Here is a 13,929-nt window from a genome sequence, read left to right on the forward strand (position 1 = left end):
AAATAGTCGTCCACCTCAAAGTCGAACAAATCACAATCTTTGTTTCATGAAGACAATAATTATCGGGAACAGCGGTAGCGGAAAAACCTGGTTGGCGACCCGATTAGCAGACCATGCAAATGCCAGAGTTGTTCACCTTGATCATTTGTTCTGGCAAGAAGGCGGCTTTGATCGCAAGCGGACCCAGGAGGAGGTGGATGCTCTTATCTTCGGAACGAAATGCGTGGACCGATGGATTGTTGAAGGGGTATTTGGTGAGCTGGCGCAGCGGTACTTGAATGACGCGGACTGCCTTATCTGGCTGGATATTCCATGGGGCATGTGCAAGGTCAGGCTGGAGCAGCGAAGTAGCGTAAGCAAAAAACATTTAGGTAGGGCCCAATCCGAAGAAGGACTACGCCGATTGACTGAATGGGCCGCGACGTATGATCGACGCACTGATCTTTGCTCGTATCTCGGACACAAAGGACTGTTTGAAAGCTTTATCGGGCAGCGTTTCCATTTAACCTCTGAAGCATCAGCACAGATATTTCTGATTGAGGCTCTCGCCACAAGTCCGAGTAATGAGCATAGTGAAAAATGATCAAATGGCTTTGCAGGCATTGATCCAGTCTCTGGCCCATAGGGCATCGGTTCCCGGAGTATCTATTGCGGTCATTCGTCATGGTGAAGTAGCCGTCACCGCAGCCGGAATCAGGGATATTGTCGGCCGTGAATCCGTCAATGCCCAAACCGTATTTGATGTGGCGTCTCTCAGCAAGCCCATGATGGCCTATGCAGTGCTTCAGCTCGCGGATCGTGGTGCTTTGAACCTGGATGAACCACTGTCAAGGTATGTTCCGCCAATCGTGCCGGACGATACAGCTGCAGTCGCTATCACTGCCCGCCACATACTCGCGCACACCTCTGGACTTCCCAATTTGCGTGGCAAGGAAACGTTGCGGATCCATTTTGCTCCGGGGGCACGGTTCAGCTATTCCAGCGTTGGGTTTACTTATCTTCAAAGTGCAATCGAGGCAGCTACCGGTGAGTCATTGGAACCCATAATGAAGCAACTCGTGTTTGAACCGCTCAACATGATGTCGTCCAGTTTCATATGGCAGCCTCGATTCGTTAATAATGCGGCCAACCCTCACGAAGGAGGCGCACGGATTGAAAAGCATCACCCTCAGACAGCAAATGCCTCGTATTCGCTCCAGACAACCGCTGCCGACTACGGATCCTTCATGGCTGCAGTGCTAAAGGGGGATCGCCTGAAACCGGCTACCTTTTCCGAATGGCTTACGCCCGCGGTAAATGTACCCAGCAGATCAGCGACCAACCTGGAACGCGAAATCATTGAAATGGATGCGGGCGTTGCGTGGGGACTTGGATGGGGCCTTGAACCGACTCATAGCACTTTCTTTCAATGGGGAAAAATGCCGGGCGTGCGCGCTTTCGTAATGGGTAGCACTGATAAGCATGCGGGCATTGTCGTTTTTACGAATAGCAATACCGGTCTTCGATTAATCGACGAGGTAACCAGGACAGTACTGCCTGGCGATCATCCTGCGTTTAAGTGGTTGGAGGCGTGCGTCTCGGAGTGATGTGTGGTTGTTAGAAAAGCGTCTCAGGTCACAAGTAGTAGCTCTAATCAAATAGCGTTTGTGGGAAATCGGGCAGGTTGCGGCCAATTGCCGCCGGTCATCGTTACATTTCAATCGTTGTTGCGACGGCAATATTCCGGTGGCAGGATACCGTCCATATGGAACAAATTGGCTTTCAATTACCCATAAGTTTTGACATAGCGGCCGGCGTGACCTAGCCTGAGGGGACGATGTCGGACAAGAAGCTATGATGGAACCGCGGCAACATGGCGTGAGACGGAACACGCCTGCCTGGCTGAAGAGGGAATTGGATGGTTATTGCTTCTTCGATGTGCGCCTGGCAAGGCGAATGCAGGAATTGTCGACGCAACTTTGGGAACATCGTGGTCAAAGCATTCCCATGACGTGCCAGGACTGGGTCAACACCAAGGCTGCCTGCCGTTTTCTTGACAACGATCGTGTTCAGGAAAACGTGATCCTCGAAGGGTATTTTCAAGTGGCCCGTGATCGTGTTCGTACCACGAGCGGCCCGGTGCTGATCTTGCACAACACCACAACCTTCTCGTTTCAGCGGGACAATGCTTTTTCCGTTGGCATCACGCACAAATCCTTTGTTGGCAAGGATGCGCAGGGACGCCCGATGTCACGGACGATTTGCGGTCTTCTGATGCATTCCCGTTTGGCAGTCACATTGGAGGGGCTGCCAAACGGCCTGGTGGCAGTCAAGTTCTGGAACCGACAGCAATTCAAGGGATGCAGCGCCCTCACGCTCGCACGCCCCCCCTGCCGGGCAACACCGTCATTTGGCCGGGACTCTCTCGCCTTACTGAAATTGAACTTGGATTTGAGCTTGCGCTAGAAATTGTGGGTAATTGAGGGTCCTTATAAAAACGGATACGTCAAACACTCCTTGTCGAAGAAGTAGGCTGAAAGGCAGTCATGTTTGGTCAACTTGGTAAACGCTGTGCCGTAGCGTTTTGGGGCCTTCTTTCGACGGTTGTATACGCGGAAACGCTTTCTGTCTATACATTCCACGAACCGCCCATGAACTTTACAGAAGTCCCGAACAAGAGTCTTGTGTACGGAAACGATATCAAAGGATTTGCGCCTGATGTGGTTCGCGAAATCATGAAACGTACCGGCGACAAGGGGGATATCACGATTGTTCCGTGGGCGCGCAGTTACAGGCTATTGGAATCCCAGCCGAATGTTGTGTTGTTCTCGATGGCCCGAACCCAAGTGCGCGAAAACCTTTTCCAATGGGTCGGACCGCTGGCGTATAGCAAGTCGTTCTTGTATGTGAAGAAGGGTAGCGGAATTTCCATCAAAAGCCTCGACGACGCACGAAGGTTGGAAAGAATTGGTGTGATGCCAGAGGATTCCAAGGAGCAATTCTTAAAAAGCAACGGCTTTACGAATTTGGATTATTCTGTGCAATGGACCACTGTGTTTAAAAAACTGATCCTTGGACGCGTGTCCGCCATGATCATGACCGACACCGATCTGCCGATCAATGCACGGGAAGCGGGATTTGATATTGCAGAATTTGAGCCTGCCTACCTGCTATTCATTACACAGCTTTATATCGGTTTTTCCAAATCGACAGCTCCCGAACTTGTTCAACGCTGGCAATCCGAGCTAGACCACATGAAAAAAGATGGAACATTCAAACAATTGGCTGAGAAATGGTCCACGTATTGGAAGGTGCCTTGGGTGGTGATGGACGGCGCAGTCCAGCTCGGTCCGATGGACGCAAAGATAAGCGCCGATATAAAAAAGCCGGTTCCTTAGAATCGGCTCAGGTTGCCTTCTCTCCCAAAGGTTTTCCTGCTATCTCAACGATTATTTTTTGCGTTCCCCTAATGGGTGCAATTTGGCATTTTTTAGCTTTAGAAATGAAGATTTTGATTTGAGAAAAACAGTAAAGCTAATTAATCTGTGTATGGAGAAATAAGATGGGCAATGATCTAAGCAATAACAATTAGGAATTGGTACCTGAGCGTTTAGATTTTGAGCGACCGCTTCCGAGAAACATGACCGACGACAAAGGGTCGGTAGCGGCCATACAAAATGCCGCCATTTCGTAAGCACCTGACCTCCGCATCAACTTGGAATACATGTCCTGAGCAGCAAGCGACACGGCGGCCCAAGCACTCATCAAGCTCGTCTTTGTCTCGCCTGCCCGCTCATCCGCTGCCGTACGTCGAGACGCTTCGTTCAGCGCACTTCACACTCAAGCCGCCCGCGCCACCGCCTCATCATCTGCAACAACAGCACGACGCACCGGATGCGGCGGCAGCAAATAATAAAACACCGCCAAAAACACCCACACGACCCAGGCTGACCAGACGTTGTGCGAGAGGAAGTGCGCGCCGCGCATCATCTGCGCCCATCCCATCAGCATGCCGGCGGCGAGGCCGATCAGGAGAAACAGGCGGGCGAATCTGGCGTGCGTGTCGCGCCATGCGAAGTACACGGCCATCAGTGCGAAGCCGCCGGAGGCATGGCCGCCGGGGAAGCATTTGCCGGGAGCGATACCCGCAGGCAGGCGTTCGAACAAGGCGTGGAAAGGCGCGGAGCCGCCGTAGTCGACGAGGTCCCATGGGCAATACAGCGTGCTGGTGGATTTGAGTACGGACACCAGCAGCGGACCGCCGACCATGGCGACGAACAGCCAGAGCAGTCTGCGGCGATGCGGCTGCCATTGCGGCCGGATGAAGGTCATCAGAAATGCACCGAGCACCACCACGCCGACGGCGATCATTGCCATCTTCAATCCGGTATGCATGACGTTCTGCATGAATGGGCTGTCGCGCAGCGGGAACATGTGTGCATGCGCGTCGTAGTACCAGCCGATCAGAACACGGTCGATCGGCGTGGCCTCGAAAATCCAGAAGATGAACGGGGCGAGCACAAGCGGCAAGGCCAGGAGTTCATAGGTGCGCCAGGTATTCTGCAGGGTTTTCATGACAGCTTCCGATAAAGACCGTTTATGCCCGGTGCGGCGCCCGGCATGCGGATCGCGCGCGATGCAGCCTTGCCCCGGAAGGCGGCCAACCGTGGACCGGGGCGCAGAACGGTCAGGATGTTTTTCTTGAGACAGTCGAGAGATTGATTAGTGCCAACAAAGGCGCCGCCCTCATCGGCCAAGGCGTGCAGCATAGCATGGCCGGCAAAGCGTGTCGCATGGGCGGCGACGGCTCGGCTTGCCCTAAGTGCTACTTTTTCAAGGCAGGCGACGCGGCGCATTCGGGGCCATAGCGATCAATTTCCCGATCTCGTCATCCGCATACTCTATGCCGCCTTCGCCGCTGGTATGTGAATGTAGATCAATATCTTTTTCCGGATGGCAGGCAAGCTGACCAGTCGGCATCTGCTGTCGCCTCGCCCGCGATTGCCGAGCAAATTGCTCGGGTATCTGCCTTAGAATGGAAAAATGGACATCACCCTGCCCGAACTCGAACAAGCCATCAATTACTGGCGCACACTGCGGCCTTCCAGCGGCGAGGAGCGCGCCCTGTCGCCTGAAGTGAATACCCTGGCAACGGTGTACGCAATGATGATTTTTCAACAGGCGCGCACCCTTCCGCTGGATGCGCTCGATCAGGCGGCGCGACAATTGATCGACGCCTGGCGTCAACGCTCGGCATGATGCCTTTTCAGCCATTCGCGTTTTTTGCGCGGACATGTCACATTTCGGCTGGCTGTCTCGTCTTGAGAGTACAAAGACTTTTCAGGAGGAGGAACATCATGCACTTTTTGCCTTCCGCACGCCTGTTGCTGGCGACCTTGCTTGCCGCGAACGGGTTCGCCATGCTCCTCGTGCCCGCCCTCTGGTATGCAACGACGCCGGGCGTCACCGAAACCGGAATGCTGAACGCGCATTTCGTGCGCGACATCGGCTGCGCCTACCTGGTGGCCGGAACCGGTTTCTTCTGGCTCTGGCGCGACGCGACCGCCTGGCGGGCGGCCATGGTGGGCAGCCTCTTTCTGGTGTTGCATGCGCTGGTACACGTCGGCGAGATGATAGCCGGCACCATGGATGCTCATCATTGGCTGCGCGACGTGCCGGGCGTGTTCCTGCTTCCTGTTGTTGCGGTTTGGCTGGCGTGGCCGCGCCGGCATGGCATTTTTTCAAAGGAGAACTTCAATGCTGAAATGGATCGCACGGCGACGGCTCGCCGCGTTTGAGCGGGCGTTCAATTACGACGCAAGCTATTTGTACGAGATACTGGACGCGAGCTGGAAAGCCTTTACCCGCTTCGCTCCCGTCATGAAGATGTCGAGCCATCGAGAAGATATTCCGGTCGATGCCTGGTATGCGGCGAAAATCGTCGCCATGCGCTCCGAGGATTGCGGCCCCTGCACGCAGCTGACAGTGACCATGGCGGAGAAGGAAGGTGTGAGCGCGCGGCTGCTGCGCGCGGTGTTCGACAATGACGAGAAGGCCATGGGTCCGGATGTCACGCTCGCGGTGCGCTACGCGCGCGCAGTGCTGGCGCACGACTTGGAAGCCGATCGCTTGCGCGAGCAGATCGCTGCCCGCTGGGGCCAGCGGGCGGTGGTGTCGCTCGCATTGTCGATCGCCGCGGGGAAGGTCTATCCGACTCTGAAATATGCACTGGGCCATGGCCAGGCATGCACGCGCGTGCGCATCGGCGAGACGGAGACGCGTGTCGCTGCGCAAACACCTTCTTCCTCGGTGCGCGAGTCGGCAGCATGACGGCGACAGCAGCGCAGACGGCGGACGATTTCGAGCCGCATCGCCGGCATCTACGTGCACTGGCCTATCGCATGCTCGGTTCGCGCGCCGAGGCCGAGGATGCGGTGCAGGATACGTGGCTGCGCTGGCATGCGACGGATCGCGAGCGCGTCGAGAATGCGCGCGCCTTCTTGTCGCGCACCGTCACGCGCCTGTGCCTGGACCGCATCAAGTCGGCACAGGCTCAGCGCGAGGTCTATGTCGGCTCCTGGCTGCCCGAGCCGGTGGTCGATGACGAAGCGGCGTTCCAGCCGGGACCGGAGGCGGCGCATGAGTTGGCCAGCGACTTGTCGTTTGCCTTCATGCTGACGCTGGAGCGCCTGTCGCCGCTGGAGCGCGCGGCTTTCCTGCTGCATGATGTGTTCGACATGGGTTTCGACGAGATTGCGGCGGCGCTGGGGCGCAGCGCATCCGCCTGCCGCCAGCTTGCCTCGCGGGCCCGCACCAACGTGCATGCGAACCGGCCCGCGGTCAAGGTGACGCCGGACGAAGAGCAACGTCTGGCAGGCGCATTTGCGCGCGCGCTGCTTGATGGTGATGTCGATGCGCTGGCGCAGGTTCTGGCGCGAGATGCGACCTTCATATCCGATGGTGGTGGCCATGTCACGGCCGTGCCTCTGCCGCTGTTCGGCCGCGATCAGATTGCGAAGGTGTTGATCGGCTTTGCGCGCCTGTACGATGCGCAGGTGCATCGCACCCGTCCGGCGCGCATCAATGGCTTGCCCGGCTTCGTGATTTCCACCGTGCAGGGCGAGCTGGTGCAGACGATCGCGCTCGAACCCGGCGCGCCGGGCGAGATCAAGGCAATTTACGTGACGCGCAATCCGGACAAGCTGCAGATGGTGGCGCCGTAAACTAAGCCGCCATGTGGCCTAAGCAGCCATGTGGCGCGCCTGCCGCTGCGGCAGCGCGTCGGCCTTGGCCTTGTTTTTGGCATGCTCTGCCGCGCCTTTGAGACGCACTTCGCGCTTTTGCATCTGGCCGGCGTAATCGCTGTCGATCGCCGCGGTCACTGCCTCGGCATCATGGCCGCGTTCGCGCAGCCACTCTCCGACGAGGCCGGTAAGGCGTTCGAGGGCGATGCGATGCGTAGCATCGGTCTTGACGTAGATCCAGTCGGACAGCGCCATGAAATTGGCGAATGGCGATTGGTCCAGGATGAGTTTGAGAGTGTTGGCGAAACGTCCCGAATTGGCGACCATGTCCCAGTAGCGCGCAAAGCGTACCAGGCGCTGCATGGTGGCGAAGTCGATGCAATTGTTCGCCAGGATGGTGTACGGCGGATACGGATCGAAAACCAGCCCGTAGGTTTGCGTATGGCGGATCACCGGCGTGCCGCGCAATCGCTTGAGGATGCCGAACTGGATTTCATGCGGATTGATCCGCACCAGATGGTCGAAGCCGCGCGCGAAACTTTCCATGTCCTCGCCGGGCAAGCCGGCGATCAGGTCGACATGCAAGTGCGCGTGCGAGTGTTCGCACAGCCAGCGCAGATTGTCGGCGGCCTTCTCGTTGTTCTGCTTGCGGCTGATGGTGGCCTGCACTTCCGGATTGAAGGACTGGATGCCGATCTCCAGTTGCAGCGTGCCCGGCGGGAATTTTGCAATCGCTTCCTTCAGCGCGTCCGGCAAATGGTCGGGCACGACTTCGAAGTGCGCATAGACCGGGTCCTCGGGATGGGCAGCGAGCTTGTCGAGGAAGAATTGCATGATCCGCAAGCTCGACTTGATGTTGAGATTGAATGTGCGATCGACAAACTTGAACAGCCGCGCGCCGCGCGCATGCAGAGATTCGATTTCCGCCATGAAGGTATCGAGATCGAAGGGCCAGGCGGTCTTGTCGAGCGAGGACAGGCAGAACTCGCACTTGAACGGACAGCCGCGCGACGCCTCCACATAGAGCGTGCGATGCGCGATGTCCTTGTCGTTGTAGAACGCATACGGCAGCTTGATTTCGTTCATCGGCGCTTGCACGCCGGCATGGATCTTCATCAGCGGCTTGGGTCCGTTCAGGATCTCGCGGCACAGCTTCGGGAAGGTCACATCGCCCCAGCCAGTGACGACATAGTCCGCCATCTGCGCGATCGCCTGCTCGGTGGTTTCATGCGACACTTCCGGCCCGCCGAGCACGACGATGAGCTCGGGCGCGACGCGCTTGAGCACGGCGACGACCTTGGCGGCCTCCTCGGCATTCCAGATGTACACACCGAGGCCGACGATGCGCGGCTTGTGCGCCAGTATCTTCTCGACCACTTCGGTGGTCTTGGTGCCGATCACGAATTCCTCCAGGCGTGTCGATTCCTGCAAGTCGCCCATGTTGGCGAGCAGATAACGCAGCCCGAGCGATGCGTGGGTGAAACGGGCGTTCAGGGTGGCAAGCAGGATGGTCATAGGGAAGGCAGGCAAATCGGTGAGCCGCTATTTTACGCCTGCGCCCCGCCTGCTTCGCGATTCAATTGGGGGAGCGATGCACTCTCGACATGACTGCGGTTCGCCTGCCGGAAGACGTTGGGTGATACGCCGAACCAGCGCCGGAACGAGCGACTGAAGTTCGATGCATCGAAGTAACCCAGCCGCTCGGCGATCTCGGCCAGCGAACAGGCGGTGTTCTGCAGCAGCCATTGCGCCCGCTCCTTGCGCACCTCGTCCAGCAAATCCTGATAGCTGGTGCCGCGCTGCTTGAACTTGCGGATCAGCGTGCGGGAAGACATGTTCCGCTCCGCCGCGATGGCCTCGCAGGTCGGAAACGCCTCTGCGCATGCCCGCAGGCGCAGCCTGATCTGCTGCAGCAGATCGCTCTTGTGCAGAATCTGTTCCAGCGCCTGCTCGCAGTCGCGCCGGGCCGATGCAAAGGCGACCGGGTCGGCGGTGAGGCAAGGCGCATCCAGCAGTGCGCGCGGCAGCTTGATTTCGAGGCAGACCGTGCCGAAACGCTTGCGGCCTCGCAACAACGAGGCATATGCGGCGCTCCATGCGGGCTCGGGATAAGGCAGCTTGTACTGCACCTCCTCCGGCACCTGGCCGAGCACGGTTTGAAGAAGGCGCACGACCACCATCAATGCGGCTTCCAGTATCGGGGTCCGGAGGTCGCCGAGATCGAACAGTTCCCGCACCTGCAAGCGGCAATGGGTGTCGTCACAGTACGGGCGAAATTCCAGCATGGTGCAGCGCAGTTTGCTGTAGCGCGCGAGTGCGTCGATCGCCTGTCCCACGTTCCCGCCGGAGACGACTACCCGGCCGACCTGGCCATGCGCCGCCGCCGGCGCACTTGCGCCGATTTCCGCGCCCAGCGAGGGCGAGCCGCTCAAGGCGATGGCCGCCCGCACCAGGACCTGCATCTGTGCAAAGCCGATGGCCCGCTCGGCGTCCGTCAGGTCGGGCCAGCTTAAACCGGTGCCCGCCAGCAGCCGGTCGGTTTCCACCCCGCGCTTGCGCAGCATCACGCACAGCAGGCGTGCATAGGTCGAGTGGAATGCAGGTTCGAACCAATAGGCAGGGACTGTCATCTCTTTCCGCAGTGAACAATAAAGGCTTGCGATGCTGTCACAAGCTGACGCAGGCTCGCCAGCTCATGCACTTTGCTTCGCAAGCCATTCGACGGATGCCTTGATTTTCGACAAAGGGAAATCAGGAAGAGAATCCCCCCTTTCCGTTCATGGGAACGGTGCCACGCCCGCAAGCGACGGCATGTGTTGTCGCTGCCGGCGTCCGTCAGCTCAGGATATGAGTGAGCCGGCGGAAGAAATGGTTCCATTGCGGGAGGCGGATCGTCATGACCGCATGGTCTCGCGCGCGCTCGTGCTGTTGCTCGGGCGCGGCTACATTTTCGGCGTCCGGCTTTTCATGCGTCAGGAACTGACTTTCCTGCTGCTGACCACGTAATAGAAGGCTGCTTCAGAACTCTTCCCAATCGCTGTTTGAGCTTGCGGCCGGGGCCACGGAGCGCATGGGACGCGGCGCGGCAATGGGTACAGCAGTGCTCTTTCGCGCGAGTCGTGGAACCGACGGAGCCGGTGCTGCAACGCGCGGCTTGGGTGCCGGCGCACTCGCGGCCAGGTGTGCGCCGTCGACCTGGAAGGCGCTGACCAGTCGCACCAGTTGCTGCGCCTGTTCCTGCATGGCCTCGGATGCGGCGGCCGCCTCCTCCACCAGCGATGCGTTCTGCTGCGTCACCTGATCCATCTGCGCGATCGCCTGGTTGATCTGCTCGATGCCGGTGGTTTGCTCCCTGGATGCGGCGGTGATTTCGCTGACGATGTCGCTCACGCGCTTGACGCTCTCGACGACTTCGTTCATGGTCGCGCCGGCATCGTCGACCAGCTTCGCGCCGACGTGGATCTTTTCGACCGAGTCGTTGATCAGTGCCTTGATTTCCTTCGCCGCGCCGGCGGAGCGCTGCGCGAGATTGCGCACTTCGGTGGCCACCACTGCGAAGCCGCGTCCCTGCTCGCCGGCGCGCGCCGCTTCCACCGCGGCATTGAGCGCGAGGATATTGGTCTGGAACGCGATGCCGTCGATGACGCCGATGATGTCGACAATCTTTTTCGCCGACTCGTTGATGGAACCCATGGTGTCGACCACCTGCGATACCACCATGCCGCCGCGGCCGGCCACTTCGGATGCGGAGATCGCCAGCGTATTCGCCTGATGCGCGTTGTCGGCATTCTGCTTGACGGTGGAGGTCAGCTCCTCCATCGAAGAGGCGGTTTCTTCCAGCGAGCTGGCCTGCTGCTCGGTGCGCGAAGACAGGTCGAGATTGCCCGAGGCAATCTGGCTTGAGGCAGTCGCGATCATGTCCGTGCCTTGCCGCACCTGCGAGACGATGTTGGCAAGGTTATCGCGCATGGCACGCATCGCATGTAGCATGCTGGACTGATCGTTCTGCTTGAGTTCGATGCCCACCCGCAGGTCGCCGGCGGCAATACGCGTGGCGACCGAGGCGGCGAATTCCGGTTCTCCGCCCAGCCGCTTGAGCAAGCTGCGCGTGATGATCAGGCCGATACTGGCCGCCAGCAGGATGGCGAAGGTGCCGAGCGCCAGCATCACGATGCGTGCGGTGGCAAAGGTCCGGTTCGCCGTCTTGCCGGAGGCGTCCATCAGCTCGACCTGGAACTGAATGAGACCGGTCAAGCTGTCCTTGTACGCCTTGAGGACGGGACGCAGCTCTGCAGCCAGGTAGGCCTTCGCTTCCGGTGCCTTTTCCTCGTTCACCAATGCGATCAGCTTGTCCTGCCCGTCGGCATATCGCTTGCGCGCGTCCTTCGCTTGCCCGAGCAACTCCTTGCCGCGCGGCAGAGCGAGCATCTTATCCAGTTTGTCGAGGTCGCTCGTGGCGAGATTGCGCGCATCCATGATGTCGTCGACCTGCTTCTGCCTGTCCTCCTTGCTGTCGGTCAGCATCATGTTGCGCAGCGCGATCGCGATCCGGTCCGTCTGCGCCATGAGGTCCGAAGCGGAAGCAATTTTCGGCCATCGGTCCTGCACGATGGAAGTCGTGCCGTTGTCGAGGGCGGCCAGTTGGCTGACGCCGACCGCGAGGATGATCCACAACAGGATGCAGACGCTGCCGAAGCTCAGTGCAAGGCGCGTCCCGACTTTCATATTTCGAATGTCCATGGAATTGTGCTTCGTGAAGATGTGGCGGGCTTCTCCTCGCGTGCAAGGCGGAGAGAAATTGTTTCACGTCAATATTGCGCGTGAAGCTTGCCACAACGCAAGCAGAAATGCGTGCCACAAAAAATCACCGATGTGAAATTCCAACGGTCCTGATCAAAGCGGCAATAGCAGGAAACCGAGAGTCGATCAGGAAGATGAGGAACGCGGGCGCGTGTGGCGATGCTACCGGCGATCCCAGGATGCGAATACATCAAGGATCGCCGGCGGGAGGGATTGGCGTCAGGAAAAATACCGTTGCGTCACTTCGCCATTTCCTTCTCTTGCAAGGTGCGCCACATCACCTTGCCGGTCGCCGACTTCGGCAGCGTGTCGACGAACTCGACAAGGCGCGGCACTTTATAGGCGGCCATCTTGGCGTGCGCCCACGTGATGATGTCGTCTTCGCTCGCTTCGGCGCCGGCGCGCTTGACGATCACCGCCTTCACCGTTTCGCCGCGATAGGGATCGCGCGCGGCGATGATGCAGCATTCCTGCACCGCCGGATGCTGGTACATCATCGATTCGACTTCTGCCGGCCAGACCTTGAAGCCGCTGGCGTTGATCATGCGCTTCAAGCGGTCGGTGAAGAAGAAGAAACCCTCCTCGTCCATGTAGCCGAGATCGCCGGAACGGAAGAAGCGCTTGCCGTCGAGTTCGGCGAAGGCTTCCGCGGTCTTCTTCGGGTCGTTCCAATAGCCCTGGAATACCTGCGGTCCGTTGATCCAGATCTCGCCTGTCTCGCCCTGCGGCACTTCCTTCAGCGTGACCGGATCGACGATGCGCGAATCGACGTTGAGGTAAGGAATGCCGAGGCATTGCTGCTTCATGCGCTTGGGCGGGTTGACGTGCGTCGCCGCCATCGTCTCCGACAGGCCGTAGCCTTCCATGTACTGCTGGCCGGTCATGTCGAGCAGCTTCTGCGCGATCGCGGCCGGCATCGCGGCACCGCCGCCGGACACGCGCTTCAGTCCGGAGATGTCGTACTCGGCGAGGCGCGGGTTGGACAGAAAATCGATCATCATGGTCGGTATCAGCGTCCAGGTCGTGACCTTGTAACGCGTGATCAGCTGGCCGGCCGCATCGCGGTCCCAGCGCGGCAACACCACGATGCCGCCACCGGAAAAGATCATTGCATTCATCACCGACTGCATGCCGGTCACATGGAAGAACGGCAGCACGGCCAGCGTCACGTGGTCGGGAACGGTCGGGCCCGACCAGGCCGGGCTGGCCGCGGCGTTGAACATCACCGAGCGGTGCGTATGGACGCAACCCTTGGGCTTGCCGGTCGTGCCCGAGGTGTATGGCATGCAGGCCAGGTCATCGGGGCCGGCCTCGTGCGTGCGCGGCACACGCTTTTCCGCCACCGCATCCTTCCACGCCGTGACGCCGGGCGCTGCCTCGACGCCGTACGGTACGCGCACGAAATCCGGCACATTGAGGTCGGTCGGCGCGAGCAGGTAATCGGAATACGCGCCCGCGATCACATGCGACAAGCCACCCTCGCCGATCAGCGGCGCCACGCGTGTGTACAGTTCCTGCGCGACGAAGGCGACCTTCGCGCCGCTGTCGGAGACATAGTGCCGCAACTCGTCGGTCACCAGCATCGGGTTGACCGGTACCACCATGGCATCGGCGCGCAGGATCGCGAAGAAAGCGATGATGAATTGCGGACTGTTCTGCATGTCGAGCAGCACGCGATCGCCGCGCTTCACCCCGCACACATGTTGCAGATAGCCCGCCAGCGCAAGCACTTCCTCATGCACCTGTGCGTAGGTCAGAACGGTGTCGTAAAAGATGATGGCAGGCTTGTTCGGATAGCGGTGCGCGGAAATTTCCAGGTTCACATAAACGCTGGTTTCCGGTGCGGTGATGGTGTAGGGAAGGCCCTCGGGCCAGACGGCGTAATGGCTTGTGTTCATTGTCTCTC

The 13,929-nt window shown here is 59.1% G+C and carries 16 protein-coding genes; 9 read left to right on the plus strand and 7 right to left on the minus strand.

Going from position 1 to position 13,929, the window contains the following annotated elements; translation table 11 throughout:
• The first annotated feature begins 46 nt into the window (after positions 1-46).
• The 4 genes from E6W33_RS02190 (at position 47) to E6W33_RS02205 (ending at position 3,377) form a co-directional block, all read left to right on the plus strand.
• A complete protein-coding gene (locus tag E6W33_RS02190; RefSeq protein WP_136413795.1) occupies positions 47-583 on the plus strand; it encodes an AAA family ATPase in 537 nt (178 codons plus the stop codon).
• Positions 564-1,586, plus strand: coding sequence for a serine hydrolase domain-containing protein (locus E6W33_RS02195; protein ID WP_136413797.1), 1,023 nt, complete (start codon positions 564-566; stop codon positions 1,584-1,586). The genes E6W33_RS02190 and E6W33_RS02195 overlap by 20 nt, the downstream gene beginning before the upstream one ends.
• Before the next feature lie 247 nt (positions 1,587-1,833).
• Positions 1,834-2,445 (plus strand): transposase DNA-binding-containing protein, encoded by a 612-nt coding sequence (locus E6W33_RS02200; protein WP_136413800.1) that lies wholly within the window; start codon positions 1,834-1,836, stop codon positions 2,443-2,445.
• Between the two features lie 80 nt (positions 2,446-2,525).
• The gene (locus E6W33_RS02205) at positions 2,526-3,377 is read left to right on the plus strand and encodes a transporter substrate-binding domain-containing protein (protein ID WP_136413802.1); all 852 of its coding nucleotides are present in this window, start codon (positions 2,526-2,528) and stop codon (positions 3,375-3,377) included.
• A 442-nt stretch (positions 3,378-3,819) separates the two neighbouring features.
• On the opposite strand, the gene E6W33_RS02210 is transcribed toward E6W33_RS02205, so the two are convergent.
• The 3 genes from E6W33_RS02210 to E6W33_RS26880 all read right to left on the minus strand — a co-directional run bounded on the left by E6W33_RS02210 (position 3,820) and on the right by E6W33_RS26880 (position 4,959).
• Positions 3,820-4,554 (minus strand): phosphatase PAP2 family protein, encoded by a 735-nt coding sequence (locus E6W33_RS02210; protein WP_136413804.1) that lies wholly within the window; start codon positions 4,552-4,554, stop codon positions 3,820-3,822.
• Positions 4,551-4,748, minus strand: coding sequence for a hypothetical protein (locus tag E6W33_RS02215; RefSeq protein WP_136413806.1), 198 nt, complete (start codon positions 4,746-4,748; stop codon positions 4,551-4,553). The genes E6W33_RS02210 and E6W33_RS02215 overlap by 4 nt, the downstream gene beginning before the upstream one ends.
• Positions 4,749-4,812: 64 nt before the next feature.
• Positions 4,813-4,959: a hypothetical protein gene (locus E6W33_RS26880; protein ID WP_168798480.1), complete on the minus strand. Its 147-nt coding sequence runs from the start codon at positions 4,957-4,959 to the stop codon at positions 4,813-4,815.
• 63 nt (positions 4,960-5,022) lie between these two features.
• On the opposite strand from E6W33_RS26880, the gene E6W33_RS02220 reads away from it, so the two are divergent.
• The 4 genes from E6W33_RS02220 (at position 5,023) to E6W33_RS02235 (ending at position 7,202) form a co-directional block, all read left to right on the plus strand.
• Positions 5,023-5,238, plus strand: coding sequence for a DUF3717 domain-containing protein (locus tag E6W33_RS02220; protein WP_136413808.1), 216 nt, complete (start codon positions 5,023-5,025; stop codon positions 5,236-5,238).
• 98 nt (positions 5,239-5,336) lie between these two features.
• Positions 5,337-5,777 (plus strand): hypothetical protein, encoded by a 441-nt coding sequence (locus E6W33_RS02225; RefSeq protein WP_136413810.1) that lies wholly within the window; start codon positions 5,337-5,339, stop codon positions 5,775-5,777.
• Entirely contained in the window at positions 5,737-6,309 is a 573-nt protein-coding gene (locus E6W33_RS02230) for a hypothetical protein (protein ID WP_136413812.1), read from the plus strand. Before E6W33_RS02225 ends, E6W33_RS02230 begins: the two co-directional genes overlap by 41 nt.
• On the plus strand, positions 6,306-7,202 hold the full coding sequence (locus E6W33_RS02235) for a sigma-70 family RNA polymerase sigma factor (protein WP_136413815.1): 897 nt from the start codon (positions 6,306-6,308) through the stop codon (positions 7,200-7,202). The genes E6W33_RS02230 and E6W33_RS02235 overlap by 4 nt, the downstream gene beginning before the upstream one ends.
• A gap of 18 nt (positions 7,203-7,220) precedes the next feature.
• Here E6W33_RS02235 and E6W33_RS02240 read toward each other — a convergent pair whose 3' ends face one another.
• Together E6W33_RS02240 and E6W33_RS02245 are read right to left on the minus strand one after the other, a co-directional pair.
• Positions 7,221-8,738: a radical SAM protein gene (locus E6W33_RS02240; protein WP_136413817.1), complete on the minus strand. Its 1,518-nt coding sequence runs from the start codon at positions 8,736-8,738 to the stop codon at positions 7,221-7,223.
• Between the two features lie 32 nt (positions 8,739-8,770).
• The gene (locus tag E6W33_RS02245; RefSeq protein ID WP_136413819.1) at positions 8,771-9,853 is read right to left on the minus strand and encodes an AraC family transcriptional regulator; all 1,083 of its coding nucleotides are present in this window, start codon (positions 9,851-9,853) and stop codon (positions 8,771-8,773) included.
• 31 nt (positions 9,854-9,884) lie between these two features.
• On the opposite strand from E6W33_RS02245, the gene E6W33_RS27245 reads away from it, so the two are divergent.
• Positions 9,885-10,229 (plus strand): hypothetical protein, encoded by a 345-nt coding sequence (locus tag E6W33_RS27245; RefSeq protein ID WP_211097206.1) that lies wholly within the window; start codon positions 9,885-9,887, stop codon positions 10,227-10,229.
• A gap of 12 nt (positions 10,230-10,241) precedes the next feature.
• On the opposite strand, the gene E6W33_RS27770 is transcribed toward E6W33_RS27245, so the two are convergent.
• Positions 10,242-11,963, minus strand: a complete 1,722-nt coding sequence (locus E6W33_RS27770) for a methyl-accepting chemotaxis protein (RefSeq protein ID WP_282183674.1) — start codon at positions 11,961-11,963, stop codon at positions 10,242-10,244.
• A 299-nt stretch (positions 11,964-12,262) separates the two neighbouring features.
• On the minus strand, positions 12,263-13,921 hold the full coding sequence (locus E6W33_RS02255; protein ID WP_136413821.1) for a long-chain fatty acid--CoA ligase: 1,659 nt from the start codon (positions 13,919-13,921) through the stop codon (positions 12,263-12,265).
• Between the last annotated feature and the right edge of the window lie 8 nt (positions 13,922-13,929).

This window comes from Herbaspirillum sp. ST 5-3 (assembly GCF_004804275.1).
In the GTDB taxonomy this organism is placed as follows: Bacteria; Pseudomonadota; Gammaproteobacteria; order Burkholderiales; family Burkholderiaceae_D; genus Noviherbaspirillum.